This is a genomic window from Aeromonas sp. R6-2, from assembly GCF_040908155.1.
Taxonomy (GTDB): Bacteria; Pseudomonadota; Gammaproteobacteria; order Enterobacterales; family Aeromonadaceae; genus Aeromonas; species Aeromonas schubertii.
Map to the genome: position 1 here is coordinate 129,181 of NZ_JBFODE010000055.1, position 18,533 is coordinate 147,713.

Genomic DNA, 18,533 nt, shown 5'->3' on the forward strand with positions numbered 1-18,533 from the left:
TCGCCATGTCACCGGAAACCTTCGTCGATGTGTTTCGTGAGGCACTCTGGATTGTAAGCGTCATGGTGTGTGCCGTCATACTCCCCAGCCTGCTGGTGGGTCTGGTGGTCTCCATCTTCCAGGCGGCCACCTCTATCAACGAGCAGACCTTGAGTTTTCTGCCCCGTCTTATCGTCACCCTGCTGGCACTGGCCCTTGGAGCCCATTGGGGGATGCAGAGCCTGATGGATTTCTTCATTCTGATGGTGCAGCAGATCCCCGAGGTGGTGGGTTGACCGTCTCCACCGGCCTCATCATGGAGTGGTTGGCCTCCTTCATCTGGCCCCTCTGCCGGATTGGCGGCATGTTGATGGTGATGGTGGTCTTTGGCAGCCGTTTGGTGCCGATGCAGGTACGGCTGTTGCTCAGCCTCGCCATTACCATGGTGGTGGTGCCCGTTCTTCCTCCCATGCCGGCCGATCCCCTCTTCTCGGGGGCGGGCTTTCTCATCACGGTGCAGCAGATCCTGATCGGGGTTGCGATGGGGCAGTTGACCCTGTTTCTGACCGAGAGTTTCATCATGGGCGGCCAGGTGCTGGCGATGCAGACCAGCCTTGGCTTTGCCTCCTTGGTCGACCCCATGAACGGCCAGTCGGCCCCCGTGGTGGGGCAGTTTTATCTGATGCTGGCGACCTTGGTCTTTCTGGCCGTTGATGGCCATCTGCTGCTGTTACGGCTGGTGATCCTCAGCTTCGATACCTTGCCGGTCTCCCAGTCGGGCATACCGGCGGTCATGTACCGGGATCTGGCTGCCTTCCTCGGAGTCATGTTTCAGGCTGCCTTGGTGATGTCACTGTCGGCCATCATTGCCCTGCTGCTTATCAACTTCTCGTTTGGGGTGATGACCCGGGCTGCTCCCCAATTGAATATCTTCAGCATGGGATTTGCGGTCAGCATGATCGCCGGTCTCTTCATCATCTGGCTCACCATCGGCAACTTTACCGAACACTTCGATCATCTGTGGCTACGGGTACAGGAGTTGCTTTGCCTGACCATAGGCACCCGGTGTGAGGGAGGCATAGATGGCTGAGACCGATCAGGAACGATCGGAGTTACCCACCGGTAAACGACTTCAGGAAGCACGGGACAAGGGTCAGATCCCCCGTTCTCGCGAGTTGGGGACGGCCAGCGTCCTGCTGGCGGCCTGCTTTGCCCTGATGATGATTAAAGGGAGTCTTGCCTCCTCGCTGGTCTCCATCTTTCGACAGGGTTTCTCGCTGGAGCGCGAGCAGATCTTCGATCCCCATGCCATGGGGACTCTGCTGACCGAGTTGATCAAGGCCTTGATTGAACCGCTTGGCATTCTCTTCTTTCTGGTCATGGTGGCCTCGTTTGTCGGCAATATCCTGATGGGGGGATTTAACTTCTCCACCGAGGCGATGCTACCCAAGTTTAACAAGCTCAATCCCCTCAATGGCCTCAAGCGCATGTTTGGGGTCCAGTCGTTGGTCGAGTTGCTCAAGTCCATCGCCAAAGTGCTCTTTATCGCCCTCTTTGCCTGGTGGTTGCTGGCCAGTCAGTTCGATCACCTGATGCATCTCTCCGTCGAGGGGTTTCCTGGCGGGGTGATCGATGCCCTCGAACTCTTCCTGTGGATGATAGTGGTGCTTTGTTGCTCACTCTTGCCCATCGTCGCCATCGATGTGCCCTTCCAGCAGTGGAACCATATGCGCCAGCTCAAGATGACCAAGCAGGAGGTCAAGGACGAGTATCGGGATACCGAGGGCAAACCCGAGGTCAAGGGGAGGATCCGTCGCCTGCAGATGGAGATGGCGATGCGGCGTATGATGGGAGACGTCCCCAAGGCCGATGTTGTCATCACCAACCCGAGTCACTACTCGGTGGCCCTGCAGTATGATCCCAAGCGACCCGGTGCAGCGCCCAAGGTGCTGGCCAAAGGGGTCGACGAGGTGGCGATGAAGATCCGCGAGATTGCCCGTGAGTACGAGATCCCGATCCTGCCCTCACCGGCACTGACCCGTGCCATCTACCACAGTACCGAACTGGGTCACGAAATCCCGGAGGGGCTCTTCGCGGCGGTGGCGCAGGTGCTGGCTTATGTCTATCAACTCAAGCAGTTCCGTCGTGGGCGGGGACATCGTCCGAGACCCCTGGCTCAGGAGCTGCCTATCCCCGACGAGTATCGCAAGTGACGGTGTTCTGACGACACAGAGATAACCCATTGATAATCATTGTGATAGATAAATGGAACGGTTTTTGCTTTGTGGGGCTAGGTGTAGTCAGACGCGATACGAACGATGGAAATGACCCAGATGCTGACCCGGCTAAAAGGGTATAGAAGCCTCTTCTCCAAGGGATTGGGCACCCCCTTGTTGGTGTTGGCCGCCCTCGGCATGGTGGTGCTGCCCATGCCGGCCTTCCTGCTGGATATTCTCTTTTCGTTCAACATCGCCCTGGCCATGGTGGTGCTTCTGGTCGCCGTCTACACCCGGCGCCCGCTGGAGTTTGCCGCTTTTCCGACCGTATTGCTGATCGCTACCTTGTTGCGTCTGGCACTGAACGTGGCGTCAACCCGGGTGGTGCTGCTCGAGGGTCACAATGGTCCCGCGGCGGCGGGCCATGTCATCGAGGCGTTTGGCTCTGTGGTCATCGGCGGCAACTATGCGGTTGGTCTCATCGTCTTCTTGATCCTGATGATCATCAACTTCGTGGTGGTCACCAAGGGTGCCGGCCGTATTTCCGAGGTGAGCGCCCGTTTCACCCTCGATGCCATGCCCGGCAAACAGATGGCTATCGACGCCGACCTCAACGCCGGCCTCATCAACCAGGAAGAGGCGAAGAAGCGCCGTCAGGAGGTGACCTCTGAGGCGGATTTCTACGGCTCGATGGACGGTGCTTCCAAATTTGTAAAAGGGGATGCCATCGCCGGCATCATGGTGCTCTTTATCAACATCATCGGTGGTTTCATCATCGGCATGGTGCAGCATGGGCTGAGCTTTGGTGAAGCGACCCGCATCTATACCCTGCTCACCATCGGTGATGGTCTGGTGGCCCAGATCCCCTCCCTGATGCTCTCTATTGCCGCCGCCATCATAGTCACGCGTCAAAATACCGATCAGGACATGGGGCAGGCGGTGTTGGGTCAGCTCTTCAATAATCCGCGCTCTCTCATCATTACTGCCGCCATCTTGCTGATCATGGGGGTGGTACCGGGTATGCCCCATATGGCATTCCTCTCCCTTGGGGTGCTCTGTGCCGGTATCGCCTGGTGGCTGCTGCAGCGCGAGAAGCGGCTGGCGGCCCAGCCCAAGGAGGACAGTGCGCTGCAAGGGGAGCTGGAGACGCCGCACGAGCATCGTGACTTGAGCTGGGACGACGTGATGCCGGTGGATGTGATAGGCCTTGAGGTAGGCTATCAGTTGATTCCCCTGGTCGATCGTAGCCAGGGAGGGGAGCTGTTGACCCGGATCAAGGGAGTGCGCAAGAAGCTCTCTCAGGAGCTGGGCTTTCTGGTGCCTGCGGTACATATTCGCGACAACCTGGATCTGGCACCCAATCAGTACCGTATCACCCTGATGGGGGTGAGCACGGGTGAGGCGCAGATCTATCACGACAAGGAGATGGCCATCAACCCGGGCCAGGTCTTTGGCTCCATCAATGGGGTCCCGACACGGGATCCCGCGTTTGGCCTCGAGGCGCTCTGGATAGGCAAGGATCAGGTCTCCCATGCCCAGACTCTGGGTTATACGGTAGTGGATGCGGCGACCGTGGTGGCCACTCACCTCAGCCAGCTGCTCTCCAATCAGGCGGCACTGCTGCTGGGGCACGACGAGGTACAGCAACTGCTCGACATGGTGGCCAAGCATCAGGCCAAGTTGGTCGACGGTCTGGTTCCCGAGGTGATCTCCATGGGCAATCTGGTCAAGGTGCTGCAAAACCTGCTGGGTGAAGGGGTGCCGATCCGCGACATGCGCACCATACTGCAAACGTTGGTGGAGTATGCCCCCCGCAGCCAGGATCCTGAGGTGTTGACCGCCGCATGCCGTATCGCCCTGCGTCGCCTCATCGTGCAAGAGATCGCCGGGACCGAGGCCGAGTTGCCGGTGATTACTCTGGCGCCAGAGCTGGAACGTATATTGCATCAGTCGCTTCAGGCTGGTGGCAGTGAAGGGGCCGGTATTGAGCCGGGCCTGGCCGAGCGGATGCAGAGGTCACTGGCCGAGGCAACCCAGCAGCAGGAGTTGGAGGGTCAGCCTGCTGTATTGCTGACATCGGGAATTTTGCGCAACACCCTTGCCAAGTTTGTGAAGAATGCGATTCCGGGGTTGCGCGTCCTGTCCTACCAGGAAGTGCCTGACGACAAACAGATCCGTATCGTCAGCGCGGTGGGACAGAACTAGTGAGCGGAGATGACAGGTGAAGATTAAGCGGTTTTTTGCCAAGGACATGCGCACTGCGTTGGCAGAGGTCAAGGAGACGTTAGGCCCTGACGCTGTGATCATGTCCAATAAAAAGGTCACCGGAGGAGTCGAGATTGTCGCCGCTGTGGATTATCAGTCTCAAACGGTGTCAAGCAAGGAGCCTGCGCGTGCCTCTTTAGGGGATGAACGCGTCAATATTTCGACGGCTGGTCGTCAAATGACGACCGCTACAGCGTCAAAAGAGGAGCACTACGCCGATAGTTTGGCGGCGTTGCTCGCCCGCCAGCAGCAGGCGAAGGGGGGTGGACAACGGGTTGCCCCCTCTGTCGCCCCCGTTGCCGAGGGGGCCCCCCGTACCCTGGCCGAGCAGGCCCAATGGGAGGCACAGCCTCAGGCCAAGCCCAGAGCACGCAGTAATGGCGCGGCTCGGACTGCCAATACGGCTCGCGAGGGCGCCCCACGCGATCGGGAGCTTGAGGGGATGCGCCAGGAGATGGCCAGCATTCGTAAGCTGCTCGAGCATCAAATCTCCGGCCTGATGTGGCAAGAGGTGGAGCGGCGTGAACCCATGCGTGCCCTGCTTATCAAAGAGCTCAAGAAGATAGGCTTCGACGATGCCTATGCCGATCAGTTGGCGGGCATGGTGCCCGAGGACATGTCCGTGCACGAGGGCATGGCGCAGATCGCCGAGATCCTCACCTCCCAGCTCAGGGTGGGCGAGGATGAAATCTTGCGTCAGGGAGGAGCGGTGGCACTGCTTGGCCCCACCGGGGTGGGCAAGACCACGACCATCGCCAAGCTGGCCGCCCGTTTTGCCATGAAATATGGTGCCGATCAGGTGGCGCTCATCACCACGGACAATTATCGGATCGGGGCGCATGAGCAGTTGCAGACCTATGGCCGCATCATGGGGTGCCCGGTGCGTCAGGTGCGCGATGCCGAGGAGTTGGCCTCTGTGCTCTATCAGTTCCGTCACCGCCGCCTGGTGCTGATCGACACGGCCGGCATGGGCCAACGGGACGTCCGTCTGACCGAGCAACTCGACACCCTGGTCAAAAATTCCAAGGTCCGTATCCGCAGCTATCTGGTGATGTCGGCAACGTCTCAGCGCCGTGTCATGCAAGAGGCGGTCGACCATTTCAAGCGCATTCCGCTGAGCGGATGCATCCTGACCAAGCTCGACGAGAGCTTGAATCTCGGGGAAGTCATCAACGTTTGCATCCAGAACACCCTGCCCATCTCCTATGTGACCGATGGACAGCGAGTTCCGGAGGATATTCAGGTTGCCAACTCGGCACAACTGATCGGTTCGGCGTTAGGCTCGCTGGAGCGGCAGGTGGAGGAGCCCTATTTCTGGGGGGCCGGGTTTGGTGAGGCTGAAGATTCGGAGTTTTATGAGTAACGTATATATGGATCAGGCAAGTGGGCTGCGCAAAATGCGTCAAAATAACCGGGTTAAGGTGATTGCGGTTTCCGGTGGCAAGGGGGGGGTTGGCAAGACCAACGTCACCCTTAATGTGGCCGGGGCCATGGCGGCCCAGGGCAAGCGGGTCATGGTACTCGATGCTGACCTGGGGCTGGCAAACGTGGATGTGATGCTGGGTCTGCGGGTCCATCGCAACCTCTCCCACGTGCTTTCGGGAGAGTGCACACTCGATGACATCATCATCGAGGGACCCAACGGCATGATGATAGTGCCGGCTACCTCGGGTACTCAATCCATGGTGGAGCTGTCGCCGGCGCAACATGCCGGTCTTATCAGGGCCTTTAGCGAGATGAAGACCCAGATCGATGTCTTGATGGTGGACACGGCGGCCGGTATCTCCGACATGGTTCTGAGCTTCGCGCGTGCCGCTCAGGACATCATGGTCGTGGTGTGTGACGAGCCGACCTCCATCACGGATGCCTATGCCCTGATGAAGATCCTCTCCAAGGAGCATGGCGTCTATCGCTTCAAGGTAGTGGCCAACATGGTTCGCAGCCTGCGCGAAGGGCAGGAGCTGTTCGCCAAATTGACCCGAGTGACCGATCGTTTCCTTGAGACTTCGCTGGAATTGGTCGCCTGTATACCCTATGACACGAATCTGAGGCAGGCAGTGCGAAAGCAGAAGCTGATCGTGGATGCGTTCCCCAAGTCTCCTGCCTCACTGGCCTTCAGAGCGCTAGCCAACAAGGCAGCGAGCTGGCCTGTGCCCAGCCAGCCGGGGGGACACCTAGAGTTTTTCCTCGAGAGTCTGCTGCAAAATCCGGCCACCATGAAGGAAGGTTCGCGTGAATAAAGCCCAGGCATACTTACGCCATCAGGATTCCTATGCATTGGTCGAGCGCCACTCCCCTCTGGTCAAGCGCATCGCCCAGCATCTGCTGGCACGCCTGCCCAGCAGCGTGCTGCTCGATGACCTGATCCAGGCGGGTATGATTGGGCTCATTGAGGCCTCTCGCAACTTTGATGGCAGCAAAGGGGCCAGTTTTGAGACCTATGCGGGAATCCGAATTCGGGGAGCCATGCTCGACGAGATCCGTCGTGGTGACTGGGTACCCCGTTCGGTTCACCGTAACAGCCGCATGATAGCCGAGGCTATCGATCAGGTTGAGAAGCAGCACGGCAGGGATGCCCGTGACACCGAGGTTGCGGCACAACTCGGTGTGGGCATGGAGGAGTATCACTCCATGTTGCAAGATGTGTCGTGCGGCAAGATCATTGGCATCGAAGATCTCGGGGTCAGCGAGGATGTGCTGGGCGGGGAGGGGGCGAGCGTCACCCACGGCTATGAAGATGTGGCGGCCGAGCGCTTTCAGTCTGCCTTGGCCGATAACATCGCCAAGCTACCGGAGCGCGAGGCGCTGGTGCTCTCCCTCTATTACGACGAAGAGCTGAATTTGCGGGAGATCGGCGAGATTCTCAACGTCAGCGAGTCGCGCGTCAGTCAAATTCATAGCCAGGCAATGCACAGATTGCGTGCTAGGTTGCGTGATTGGCAAGCATAACTCTTTGTACTGTCTACACTAAAAAAACGGTGTAGGGCATAATAGTCACCACAAGTATCTGCATTCTGCATCATGAACGCCGGCCGTCTGCAGACGGCCGTTTAGGAGGGAATTTTGGACAAGAACATGAAAATCCTCATTGTTGATGACTTCTCGACAATGCGTCGGATTATCAAGAACTTGCTAAGAGATCTTGGCTTCAACAACACCCATGAAGCCGATGACGGCAACACAGCCCTGCCCATGCTCAAAAACGGTGATTTCCAGTTTGTCGTAACCGACTGGAACATGCCTGGCATGCAAGGGATCGACCTGCTCAAGGCCATTCGTGCCGATGACAAGCTCAAGCATCTTCCTGTCCTGATGGTGACGGCTGAAGCCAAGCGTGAACAGATCATTGAGGCGGCACAGGCCGGGGTGAACGGCTATATCGTCAAGCCTTTCACTGCAGCCACTCTCAAAGAGAAGCTCGACAAGATCTTCGAGCGCATTGGCTGAGAGGAGCCCCAAGGATGATGGTCAAGACGAGCGCAATCATTACGCTTGAGCAGGCACGGACGCTCGTCTCCCTTCTCGAGCAGGAGGAGTTTGGCAGAGCAGACGAATTGTTGGCCGAGGTATGCGTACCTAACGCCAGCTCCTTGTTTGAGAAGGTGGGTCAACTGACTCGCCAACTCCACACCTCTCTCAATGAGTTTCGATTGGATCCTCGCATTCCAACCCTTGCGACCCATGAGATCCCTGACGCCCGTGAGCACCTCAGCTATGTCATTGACATGACCGACAAGGCGGCCAATAGAACCATGGATGCCGTCGAGGCGAGTTTGCCCATCGCAGATCGTCTCAATGACGGGATCCAGTCCGTTCTACCCAATTGGCAGGCTCTGATGGGGCGCAGCCTCGATGTGGGCCAGTTCAAGGTTTTGTGTCATCAACTCGATGATTTTCTTAAGTCTTCTGAGGCGGACGCCGATACGTTAAGGCAACTGTTGACTGAAATTCTGATGGCTCAGGATTTTCAGGACCTCACCGGCCAGATGATTCGCAAAGTCATCAAGCTGGTTCAGGAGGTCGAGACTAAATTAGTAGAGATGTTGACGATGTTTGGTGATGTCGGAGCTGAACCCCCGAAACCCGTGCCTCGCAACGCGATCGAAGCAGAAGGTCCCATCATCAATGCCGAACATCGCGATGATGTGGTCAATGGCCAGGATGACGTGGATGACCTTCTCTCCAGTCTTGGATTCTAATGGAGTGACGAATGGGCTTTGAAGTTGATGAGGACATACTGCAGGACTTTCTGGTCGAGGCATCCGAAATCTTGGAGCAACTGTCAGAGCAGCTCGTAGATCTCGAGAAACGGCCCGATGACAGCAACCTGCTAAATGCCATCTTCCGCGGATTTCACACGGTTAAGGGTGGTGCCGGTTTTCTCTCTCTCACCGAGCTGGTTGATGCCTGTCACGGTGCGGAGAATGTTTTCGACATTCTTCGCAACGGGAAGCGACGGGTTACCCCCGAGCTGATGGATGTGATCCTGCAGGCGTTGGATGCCATCAACGAGATGTTCGCGCAGGTGCAAAATCGTGAGCAGCCGAGCCCGGCTCCGGACGATGTACTGCATGACCTGCATGAACTCTGCAAACCTGAGGGGGAAGAGCAGCTTCGCTCTACCGCTTCCGGAGGAAGTTCCTCCCCGGAACCAGAGGTCGCAGCAACGCCTGTCGCCGAGGTCGTAGAACCCATGCCGATGGATCCCGGTACTCAGGGGGGGATCGACGAAATCTCATCGGATGAGTTTGAGCGTCTGCTCGACGAACTGCACGGTGAGGGCAAGAGCCCGACCACAGTTACTGAAGCTGCCCCTGCGGCGGTTCAGTCCGAGAGCGGTGACATCACAGATGACGAGTTCGAGGCCCTGCTCGATCAGCTTCATGGCAAGGGGGCCCACAGCGGGGCTCCTGCGCCGAATCCATTAAAAGATGTCCAGCGGGAGGTCGATCAGCTCATCGGTGATGACGAGTTCGAACGCCTGTTGGATCAATTACATGGTTCGGGCCAGGGGCCCACGGCCAAAGATGCTCCCGAGCCTCCCAAACCGGTTGCACCTCCTGCGCCCAAACCGGCCGCTGCACAGCCCGAAGTGAAGCCGGCTCCTCAGCCTGCCGCTGCCAAGAGCGAGAGCAAGCCGGCTCCGGCAAAGGCTCCGGCTCCGGCCGAGGGCGCGAAAGAGAGTGCTGCTGCTCAGGCTGATACCACGGTTCGTGTCGACACCAAGACCCTGGATGTGATCATGAACATGGTTGGTGAGCTGGTGCTGGTGAGAAACCGCCTGGTGAGCCTGGGGATTGCCAGCAACGATGAAGACATGGCGAAGGCAGTTGCCAATCTGGACGTGGTCACTGCCGACCTGCAAGGGGCGGTGATGAAGACCCGCATGCAGCCCATCAAGAAGGTCTTCGGTCGTTTCCCCCGGGTCGTACGTGATCTGGCTCGTTCGCTGAAAAAAGAGATCGATCTGGTGCTGATCGGAGAGGATACCGATCTTGACAAGAACCTGGTCGAAGCCCTTGCCGATCCGTTGGTACACCTGGTGCGTAACTCCTGTGATCACGGTGTCGAGATGCCGGATGTTCGCGCCGCCGCCGGAAAACCCCGTCAGGGCACCATAACCCTGAGCGCCTCTCAGGAAGGGGATCATATTTTGCTCTGTATCGAGGACGATGGGGCGGGTATGGATCCCGAAAAGCTCAAGTCCATTGCCATCGAGCGTGGGGTGCTGGATGCGGATGCAGCAGCCAGGATGACGGATAACGAAGCGTATAACCTTATTTTTGCCGCCGGCTTCTCGACCAAGAAAGAGATCTCGGAGATTTCGGGTCGTGGTGTCGGGATGGATGTGGTCAAGACCAGCATCATCAGCCTGAACGGTTCCATCTTTATCGATTCAGAGAAGGGCAAAGGCACGCGCCTGGAGATCAAGGTGCCGTTGACGCTCGCTATTCTGCCGACTCTGATGGTTGAGGTGGGTGAGCAGACCTTCGCTCTTCCCCTTAGCTGTGTGAATGAAATTTTCCACCTGGACCTCAAGAAGGCCAACATGGTGGATGGTCAGCTCACTATCATAGTGCGTGAGAAGGCCATTCCCCTGTTTTATCTCCAGCAGTGGCTGGTTCGTGGTAATCGTCATTACAAGACTCGCCAGGACGCAGGGCATGTGGTGATCGTCCAGATCGGCACCCAGCAGATAGGGTTTGTGGTCGATAACCTGATCGGTCAGGAAGAGGTGGTGATCAAGCCTCTGGACAAGTTGCTGCAAGGAACCCCGGGGATGTCGGGGGCCACCATCACCAGCGATGGGGGTATTGCCTTGATCCTCGATGTACCTAGCCTGCTTAAGGCCTACGCTCGTCGGCACTGATGCCGGCGGCCCAAGGGAGTTATAAGAACAAGAATGGCTGTTAAAGTACTGGTAGTCGATGACTCGAGTTTCTTCAGGCGCCGCGTCAGCGAGATCATCAACCAAGACCCTGCGATGACAGTGGTCGATACGGCGCAGAATGGCCGTGAAGCCGTCGATAAGGCGATGGCCTTACGCCCTGATGTCATCACCATGGACATCGAGATGCCGGTGCTCGATGGGATCAGCGCCGTGCGCGAGATCATGGCGAAATGTCCAACCCCGATCCTGATGTTCTCTTCACTCACCCATGAGGGAGCCAAGGCGACCCTGGATGCTCTCGATGCCGGTGCCCTCGATTTCTTGCCCAAGAAGTTTGAGGACATTGCCCGTGACAAAGAAGAGGCTGTTAACCTGCTGCAGCAGCGAGTTAAGGAGATCTCACGCAAGCGATTCATGATGGGGGCGGCGCGCTCCCGGCCCTCTCCTGAGCCAGCCTCACCTGGTCTGCGTCCTACGCTGTCAACGCCCGTGCGTGCAGTGCCCGATCGCGTGGCCCCTGCAGCTCCGGTTAGCTTCAAGCGTTCCGGTAAAAGTTATCAACTGGTTGCGATTGGCACCTCTACCGGAGGCCCCGTGGCTCTGCAGGCGGTCTTGACCAAGTTGCCGGCCGATTTTCCCCATCCGATTTTGCTGATTCAGCATATGCCGGCCACCTTTACGGCCGCGTTTGCTGCCCGTCTCGACGGGCTATGCAAGATAGGAGTCAAAGAGGCCGCAGACGGCGATGTACTGAAGCCGGGTCAGGCCTATTTGGCGCCTGGCGGCAAGCAGATGCTCATCGATGGCCGTGGTAATGCCGCACGTCTGCGCATTATCGACGGGAATGACAAGGTCAACTACAAGCCATGTGTCGATATTACGTTTGCCTCTGCGGCCAAGTCTCACGGTGACAAGGTATTGGCTATCGTGTTGACCGGCATGGGGGCTGATGGCCGTGATGGGGCGCGTCTGCTGAAAGAGCAGGGCTCGACCATTTGGGCACAGGATGAGGCCAGCTGTGTGGTCTATGGCATGCCACAAGCGGTCGCAAAGGCGGGTATCGCCAGCGAGTCCCTGCCCCTTGACAAGGTTGCGCAGCGAATTCTGGTTGAGTTGGGACGCCAATGATCGGCTGGTTTGGCTTGCTACTGGCGCTGGGCTCGATCGCGTTGGCCCAGCAGTGGCATGGCGGCTCGCTCTGGAATCTGGTCGATGGGCCTGCCTTTGTGATCGTCGTCGGTGGTACCTTGGGGGCTGTGATTTTGCAGACCCCTTCTCTGTACCTCAGGCGGGCACTGCAACAATTCGGTTGGTTGTTTATGCCACCGGTACTCGAGCTTGAGGCTCAGGCCAGTCGGCTTGAATCGTGGGCTCAGCGTGGCCGTCAATATGGCTTGTTGGCACTGGAAGAGCAGTCCGATCAAGAGCGGGAGCCCTTTACCAAGGCCGGGTTGGGAATGCTGGTTGACGGGGTCGAGCTGGAGCGAATGAGGGATCTTCTCGAGGCCGAAATCATGGTCGAGCAGGAGCGCAACGAACACAGTGCCCGGGTGTTTGAATCCATGGGGGGCTACAGTCCGACCATCGGCATCATAGGGGCAGTGTTGGGCCTTATTCAGGCCATGGTTAAGCTGGAGCAGCCTGCCGAGCTGGGCGCCGGGATCGCCGTGGCCTTCGTGGCAACCATCTATGGCGTGGGCCTGGCCAATCTTCTTTATCTGCCTGTGGCCAATCGGCTGCGGGCTTTTCATTATCATCAACAGCTCTTTCAGGAGATGACCCTGGAGGGGCTGCTCGGCATCGCTCATGGAGAGAGTGCCCCTCAGCTGAGAAGGCGTTTGCAAATCTATCTGAAGGGAGAGTAGTGATGCCTCGCCGCCGCCGTTCGCCCCTTCACCTGCGTGGTCATGAGCATCTGGATCGATGGCTGGTCTCCTATGCCGATTATATGACGCTGATCTTTGCGCTCTTTGTCGTTCTCTATTCGGTGGCCATGGTCAACAAAGAGAAGTACAAGGAGGTACTCGAGGGTGTCACACAGGCGTTCACCATGACAGTTCCACAAGGGAAGGGGATATTGGAGGCGCCGGGTGATGCCGTTGTGCCCGGGGTGTCCGGCGAGGTGAGCCCAACCCTGTTACCCCAGACCGAATCGGCTGCCCCGGAGTCCATGATTAAATCGAAGCAAGATGGCGCAGCTCTTGCAGACATTGATGCTCAGTTAGGACAGGCGATGGGAGCTTTGGTGGATGCAGGCCTCGTCAAGCTCAATCGGGATGATGAGTGGCTGACCATTGAGCTCAATTCGGGCCTCTTGTTTGCCAGTGGCAGTGCCAGTCCGAGTCTTAATGCCGGGCCCGTGATCAATGCAGTCTCAAGAATTATCAAACCGGTCGATAACTATGTAAGAGTGCGGGGTTATACGGATAACCAGCAGATAAACAATGAAATTTTCCGCTCAAATTGGCAACTTTCGGCCGCCAGGGCAGGCGTGATTCTCGAGGCCATGGTCAGTGATGGCATCGACCCCCATCGCTTGGCCATGGAGGCGTATGGGGAGTTCTCCCCCTGGAGCGACAATGAGAGTGAATCGGGCAGAGCACAGAATCGCAAGGTGGTGATCGCGCTCTCCCGGTATGCCTGGAAGCCGCCGTCCCCGACGGCCAGACAGCCCCTCCAGGTTGAGGCACCACCCAAGGTGGAGCCGGCTCCGGTGGATAGCAATAACGTGAAGATCATTGAATTACCCGGCGGCGGTATACGCATAACGACAAGGCAGGAATGACGACGTGATAGTGTGGACGGTGGCGAATCAGAAGGGTGGGGTAGGCAAGACGACGACGGTCGTATCGCTGGCCGGTATTCTTGCCCAGCGAGGTAAGCGTGTACTGCTTATCGATACCGATCCTCATGCCTCTCTCACCTCATATCTGGACTACGATTCGGATGGTCTGGAGGCAACCCTTTATGAGTTGTTTCAGGCGGCACGCCCGACCGCCGAGCTTGTCGATAAATTGACGCTCAAGACCAAGTTCGACAACATCAATCTCTTGCCGGCCTCTATCACGCTGGCGACTCTGGACCGTGTCATGGGCAACCGGGAGGGGATGGGGCTTGTTCTCAAACGGGCCTTGCTTCAGGTGCAAGATCGTTACGATTACGCCATCATCGATTGCCCGCCCGTGTTGGGGGTGATGATGGTCAATGCGGTCGCAGCCTGTGATCGCATTTTGGTTCCGGTGCAAACTGAATTCCTGGCCCTCAAGGGGCTGGAGCGCATGATGAAGACCTTTGAGATCATGCAGCGCTCCAAGAAAGGGGGATTCAAATATACGGTCGTGCCGACCATGTTTGACAAGCGAACCCGTGCCTCCTTGATGACCCTCAAGTCTATCAAGGATCAATATGGCGATGCGGTCTGGCCCTCTGTCATCCCTATTGATACCAAGTTTCGTGATGCCAGTCTGCTGCATGTCCCCCCGTCTATCTATGCACCCGGTAGCCGTGGAACCTATGCCTATCAGACCTTGCTTCAATATCTCGATACCCTGGAGAAGCGTGTCCGGATGGAGGTTGCCCAGTGAGCCAGTCTACTCAAATCAGGGCCATGGATGATTACTTCCACTCCCTCTTGCTGGAGGAAGAGGAGGCCACTGCGCAAGGACACGAGCCACTCCCCGAGCCGAGGCGTTTGGTGGCCGTAGAGACGCGCGTTGCCCCCAGGCCCTATCTGGAGGAGCCGGAGCGACGCGAGCGTCTGGCAGAGCTTCTGTCCCAGGTCGGACAGGTGCAGGAGGAGATGGAGGCGATCACCCATCTGGAGGTAGAGTCACTGGCCATCGAGGCCGAGGAGGTGACTCCCGCCCCCGTCGAGGCTCCACCTGTCACTCATCTGGTGGAAGAGACGCTGGTTGCCGAGGAGAGTGCGCTGGCGCAACCCGAGCCGGACCTTGCCCAGTGGCAAAATATAGAGCCGGGTAGTGAATTTCAGGCCCTCTTCTTCGATGTGTCCGGTGTGACCTTCGCGGTACCCCTGAGTGAGCTGGGGGGAATCCATCGTATTTCCGAGGTCACCTCCATCTTTGGTCAGGCGCCCTGGTTTAGTGGCCTGATGACGATGCGAGAGGAGAAGCTCAAGGTGGTGGATACGGCCCTTTGGGTGATGCCGGATGACCCTCATACGGAGATGGCTCCCTACCACTATCTGATCACGCTCGGTAACTCCAGCTGGGGTCTCTCTTGCCATCACCTCAAAGGGACTGAACGACTGAAATACGATCAGGTCAAGTGGCGCCATCAGGAGGGCAAGCGCCCCTGGCTGGCAGGCATGGTCAAGGATAAGAAGTGTGCCCTGCTTCATGTTGATGAGCTCCTGCGTTTACTCGATCGGGGCGTCAATATCGAGGGGCGTTAAGAGCAGTCTGGCTTTTTTATTGCTAGTTTTACCTAAGACGTATTCATACAAGGAACACGACGATGAGCGAAAAGCGCAATGTTGCACAGAACCTGGCCGAAGATGAGGTGCTTCAGTGGGTGACCTTCCAGCTGGAAAATGAGACCTATGGCATCAATGTGATGCAGGTTCAGGAGGTGCTCCGCTATACCGAGATTGCGCCGGTTCCTGGGGCTCCCGATTATGTACTGGGGATCATCAACCTGCGTGGTAATGTCGTGACCGTTATCGACACACGTTCCCGTTTTGGTCTGCCGCCGGCGGAAGTGAGTGAGAACTCCCGAATCGTCATCATTGAGGCCGAGAAACAGGTCATAGGCATCATGGTCGACAGCGTGGCTGAGGTGGTCTATCTGCGCTCCTCCGAGATCGACGTGGCTCCGGCGGTGGGCACCGAAGAGAGCGCCAAGTTTATTCAGGGCGTCAGCAACCGGGATGGTCAGTTACTCATTCTGGTCGATCTCAACAAGCTGCTGACCGATGAAGAGTGGGAAGACATTGGTTCGCTTTGAGGATAAACCTTGCAATCGTTGATCATTTGGCTGGCGTTGGGCGCCTCCCTGTTGTCGTGGGGGGCGTGTTTGGCATTATGGGTGATGTTTCGTCGTCACAGTGAACAGGCCCAGGCAGAGCGTGACAGCCTGCTGGGCAAGATTGACAGTCTGCGCAAGCAGCTGACAGAGCTTCATTCAGGAACCATTGGCATGGGGCGTCGCCTGCAGGGTGTGGAGGGCGAGATCCACAAGCTTCAGGAGCATCAGCAAGAGCTGACCTTGCAGGATCCGGACCGGCGTCTCTATAGCCGTGCGGCCAAAATGGTTGAGCTGGGGGCGGATATCGACGAGCTGATGAGCGAGTGCGAGCTCCCCAAGGCTGAGGCCGAGTTATTGATTTCATTGCGAAAAGGACGTTAGTGTCCAGAGTGAGGGGAGGCCGGTGCCTCCCCTCTTTTATTGTTCATTCCAGATCACACTTTTTGCTATTGCCCAACGGCAGTTTGAAAATCTTGGCAGGCTTCTTGTGGTACACTGCGCAGGCCTATACCCATTGACCCAGAGATCATGCTGCAAGCTCATCAACTGACCTGTGTTCGCGAAGACCGGACACTCTTCGAGTCTCTCTCCTTTTCGGTCGAGCCGGGTGAGGTGGTACAGGTCGAGGGGCCAAACGGTGTTGGCAAGACCAGTTTGCTGCGCCTCCTGACCGGTCTCTCCCTGCCGTTTGGGGGGTATGTGAGCTGGTGTGGCGAGGATATTCGCGAATGCCGTGATGAGTATCACGCCAGCCTGCTCTATCTGGGCCATCATCCTGGGACCAAGGCGAACCTGACCGCCTTTGAGAACCTCTCTTTCTATCAGCGCATCCATCATCCCGGCGAAGAGATCGATCTGTGGGAAGTGTTGGCGCGAGTCGGATTGGCCGGTTTTGAAGATTCTCCCTGCGGCCAACTCTCGGCCGGTCAGCAGCGGCGGGTGGCTCTGGCCAGACTCTGGCTCAGCAGCAAGCCCTCACTGTGGATCCTGGATGAGCCCTTCACCGCCATCGACAAGCAGGGGGTGAAGGTGCTCGAGCGACTCTTCCTGGGCCATGCGGACCGGGGGGGGATGGTGGTGCTCACTACCCATCAGGAGATGAGTCTGGCCCGTGAGCGGCTGCGCACCATCGCCCTGAGCCACCAATTGCAAGGAGTCGCATGATGTTTTCCCCCTTGCTGCATGTGATCCGTCGTGAGCTGCTGATGGCCATGCGCCAGCGCTCGGAGATCCTCAATCCGCTCTGGTTTTTTCTCATCGTCATCACCCTTTTTCCCTTGGGGATTGGCCCTGAGCCGGCGCTGCTGGCCCGCATTGCCCCCGGGATCATCTGGGTGGCGGCCCTGCTCTCGGCCATGCTCTCCCTGGAGCGGCTGTTTCGTGATGACTTCGCCGACGGGGCCCTCGAGCAGATGATGTTGATGCCTGCTCCTCTTGGCGTGCTGGCACTCGGGAAAGTCGTGGCCCACTGGCTCTTGACCGGCTTGCCCCTCTTGCTGCTCTCTCCCCTGATTGCCCTGTTGCTGTCGCTGGATCTGCGCACCTGGCAGGCGGTCGCATTGACCCTCTTGCTGGGGACACCTGTGCTGAGTCTGCTTGGCGCCGTCGGGGTAGCGCTGACGGTGGGTCTGCGACGTGGTGGTGTATTGCTGAGCCTGCTCATCTTGCCGCTCTATATTCCCGTGCTCATCTTTGCCACCTCGGCCATCGATGCGGCTGGAATGGGTCTGCCCTATGGAGGGCAGTTGGCGATACTGGGGGCCATGTTGTTGGGGGCCCTGACCCTGACACCGTTGGCCATTTCGGCGGCGCTGCGGGTGAGCATGAATTAATGCGGGTTTGCGGTGGATCAAGGAGTCTGCCGCTTAATCCGATAGAGGTATTTTTTATACTGTTTTAGCCGGTAAGGTTAGCCCCTGAACCGGACATTTAATTACTCTAAGGTACTGTGAGCTATGTGGAAATGGTTGCATCCTTATGCCAAGCCCGAGCGTGCCTACGCCCTGGCTGGTCTGCTCTTGCCCTGGTTTGCGGTGATCAGTGTGATCGCCTTTGTCGTCGGTCTGGTGTGGGGATTGGCCTTCGCGCCGGCCGACTATCAGCAGGGTGACTCTTTTCGCATCATTTATATCCATGTCCCCTCCGCCATCCTCTCCATGGGCGCCTACTCGACCATGGCCATTGCGGCCGGGATCGGACTGGTGTGGCAGCTGCGCATGGCCGATATGACGGTGGCGGCCATCGCCCCGGTTGGTGCCGTCTTCACCTTTATCGCCCTGGTGACCGGCGCGGCCTGGGGTAAGCCTATGTGGGGCACCTGGTGGGTATGGGATGCCCGTCTCACCTCCGAGCTCATCCTGCTGTTTTTCTATCTGGGGGTGATCGCTCTCTACAATGCCTTCAGCGACAAGGTGTTGGCGGGACGAGCGGCCAGTATTCTGGCATTGGTGGGGGTCGTTAATCTGCCGATCATCCACTATTCGGTAGAGTGGTGGAACACCCTGCATCAGGGGGCCTCTATCACCAAGTTTGCCAAGCCCTCCATCTCTGCCGAGATGCTCTGGCCCTTGCTTGTCATGATTCTGGCCTTCGCGACGTTTCTCGGCGCCGTCACCCTGATGCGTTTTCGCAACGAGTTGCTGATGCGCGAATGGAATCGCCCCTGGGTGAAGGCCATCGCCCAGCAGGAGAAGTAA

The 18,533-nt window shown here is 57.8% G+C and carries 20 protein-coding genes; all 20 read left to right on the top strand.

Annotated elements, in window-relative coordinates; genetic code table 11:
• The first annotated feature begins 5 nt into the window (after nt 1-5).
• The 20 genes from fliQ (at nt 6) to AB5Y48_RS14500 (ending at nt 18,533) form a co-directional block, all read left to right on the top strand.
• The gene (gene fliQ / locus AB5Y48_RS14405) at nt 6-275 is read left to right on the top strand and encodes a flagellar biosynthesis protein FliQ (RefSeq protein ID WP_005356543.1); all 270 of its coding nucleotides are present in this window, start codon (nt 6-8) and stop codon (nt 273-275) included.
• The gene (gene fliR, locus AB5Y48_RS14410) at nt 272-1,069 is read left to right on the top strand and encodes a flagellar biosynthetic protein FliR (protein WP_082178014.1); all 798 of its coding nucleotides are present in this window, start codon (nt 272-274) and stop codon (nt 1,067-1,069) included. The genes fliQ and fliR overlap by 4 nt, the downstream gene beginning before the upstream one ends.
• The gene (gene flhB / locus AB5Y48_RS14415) at nt 1,062-2,192 is read left to right on the top strand and encodes a flagellar biosynthesis protein FlhB (RefSeq protein WP_050667127.1); all 1,131 of its coding nucleotides are present in this window, start codon (nt 1,062-1,064) and stop codon (nt 2,190-2,192) included. Before fliR ends, flhB begins: the two co-directional genes overlap by 8 nt.
• A 105-nt stretch (nt 2,193-2,297) precedes the next feature.
• A complete protein-coding gene (gene flhA, locus AB5Y48_RS14420) occupies nt 2,298-4,400 on the top strand; it encodes a flagellar biosynthesis protein FlhA (protein WP_050667128.1) in 2,103 nt (700 codons plus the stop codon).
• A gap of 16 nt (nt 4,401-4,416) precedes the next feature.
• Nucleotides 4,417-5,823, top strand: a complete 1,407-nt coding sequence (flhF, locus tag AB5Y48_RS14425; RefSeq protein WP_050667129.1) for a flagellar biosynthesis protein FlhF — start codon at nt 4,417-4,419, stop codon at nt 5,821-5,823.
• A complete protein-coding gene (locus AB5Y48_RS14430; protein WP_050667130.1) occupies nt 5,816-6,700 on the top strand; it encodes a MinD/ParA family protein in 885 nt (294 codons plus the stop codon). Before flhF ends, AB5Y48_RS14430 begins: the two co-directional genes overlap by 8 nt.
• The gene (locus AB5Y48_RS14435; protein ID WP_050667131.1) at nt 6,693-7,409 is read left to right on the top strand and encodes an RNA polymerase sigma factor FliA; all 717 of its coding nucleotides are present in this window, start codon (nt 6,693-6,695) and stop codon (nt 7,407-7,409) included. The genes AB5Y48_RS14430 and AB5Y48_RS14435 overlap by 8 nt, the downstream gene beginning before the upstream one ends.
• Before the next feature lie 114 nt (nt 7,410-7,523).
• Nucleotides 7,524-7,907 carry a chemotaxis response regulator CheY gene (gene cheY, locus AB5Y48_RS14440; RefSeq protein ID WP_005357654.1) on the top strand — a complete coding sequence of 128 codons (384 nt, stop codon included), beginning with the start codon at nt 7,524-7,526 and terminating at the stop codon, nt 7,905-7,907.
• A gap of 14 nt (nt 7,908-7,921) precedes the next feature.
• On the top strand, nt 7,922-8,659 hold the full coding sequence (locus AB5Y48_RS14445) for a protein phosphatase CheZ (protein ID WP_050667132.1): 738 nt from the start codon (nt 7,922-7,924) through the stop codon (nt 8,657-8,659).
• An 11-nt stretch (nt 8,660-8,670) separates the two neighbouring features.
• Nucleotides 8,671-10,830: a chemotaxis protein CheA gene (locus tag AB5Y48_RS14450; protein ID WP_368164899.1), complete on the top strand. Its 2,160-nt coding sequence runs from the start codon at nt 8,671-8,673 to the stop codon at nt 10,828-10,830.
• Nucleotides 10,831-10,863: 33 nt separating this feature from the next.
• On the top strand, nt 10,864-11,979 hold the full coding sequence (locus tag AB5Y48_RS14455) for a chemotaxis response regulator protein-glutamate methylesterase (RefSeq protein WP_050667134.1): 1,116 nt from the start codon (nt 10,864-10,866) through the stop codon (nt 11,977-11,979).
• Nucleotides 11,979-12,716: a flagellar motor protein gene (locus AB5Y48_RS14460; protein WP_050667165.1), complete on the top strand. Its 738-nt coding sequence runs from the start codon at nt 11,979-11,981 to the stop codon at nt 12,714-12,716. Before AB5Y48_RS14455 ends, AB5Y48_RS14460 begins: the two co-directional genes overlap by 1 nt.
• A 2-nt stretch (nt 12,717-12,718) precedes the next feature.
• Nucleotides 12,719-13,636, top strand: a complete 918-nt coding sequence (locus AB5Y48_RS14465; RefSeq protein WP_368164901.1) for a flagellar motor protein MotB — start codon at nt 12,719-12,721, stop codon at nt 13,634-13,636.
• Between the two features lie 4 nt (nt 13,637-13,640).
• A complete protein-coding gene (locus tag AB5Y48_RS14470; RefSeq protein WP_050667136.1) occupies nt 13,641-14,435 on the top strand; it encodes a ParA family protein in 795 nt (264 codons plus the stop codon).
• Nucleotides 14,432-15,265, top strand: a complete 834-nt coding sequence (locus AB5Y48_RS14475) for a chemotaxis protein CheW (protein ID WP_153006723.1) — start codon at nt 14,432-14,434, stop codon at nt 15,263-15,265. The genes AB5Y48_RS14470 and AB5Y48_RS14475 overlap by 4 nt, the downstream gene beginning before the upstream one ends.
• Nucleotides 15,266-15,327: 62 nt before the next feature.
• Entirely contained in the window at nt 15,328-15,816 is a 489-nt protein-coding gene (locus tag AB5Y48_RS14480; RefSeq protein WP_005357667.1) for a chemotaxis protein CheW, read from the top strand.
• 84 nt (nt 15,817-15,900) lie between these two features.
• A complete protein-coding gene (locus AB5Y48_RS14485) occupies nt 15,901-16,218 on the top strand; it encodes a DUF2802 domain-containing protein (RefSeq protein ID WP_224159718.1) in 318 nt (105 codons plus the stop codon).
• A gap of 144 nt (nt 16,219-16,362) precedes the next feature.
• Complete coding sequence (gene ccmA / locus AB5Y48_RS14490; protein ID WP_368164942.1) at nt 16,363-17,001, top strand: cytochrome c biogenesis heme-transporting ATPase CcmA; 639 nt, start codon at nt 16,363-16,365, stop codon at nt 16,999-17,001.
• Entirely contained in the window at nt 17,001-17,669 is a 669-nt protein-coding gene (gene ccmB, locus AB5Y48_RS14495; protein WP_050667138.1) for a heme exporter protein CcmB, read from the top strand. Before ccmA ends, ccmB begins: the two co-directional genes overlap by 1 nt.
• 123 nt (nt 17,670-17,792) lie before the next feature.
• Nucleotides 17,793-18,533: a heme ABC transporter permease gene (locus AB5Y48_RS14500; protein WP_368164904.1), complete on the top strand. Its 741-nt coding sequence runs from the start codon at nt 17,793-17,795 to the stop codon at nt 18,531-18,533.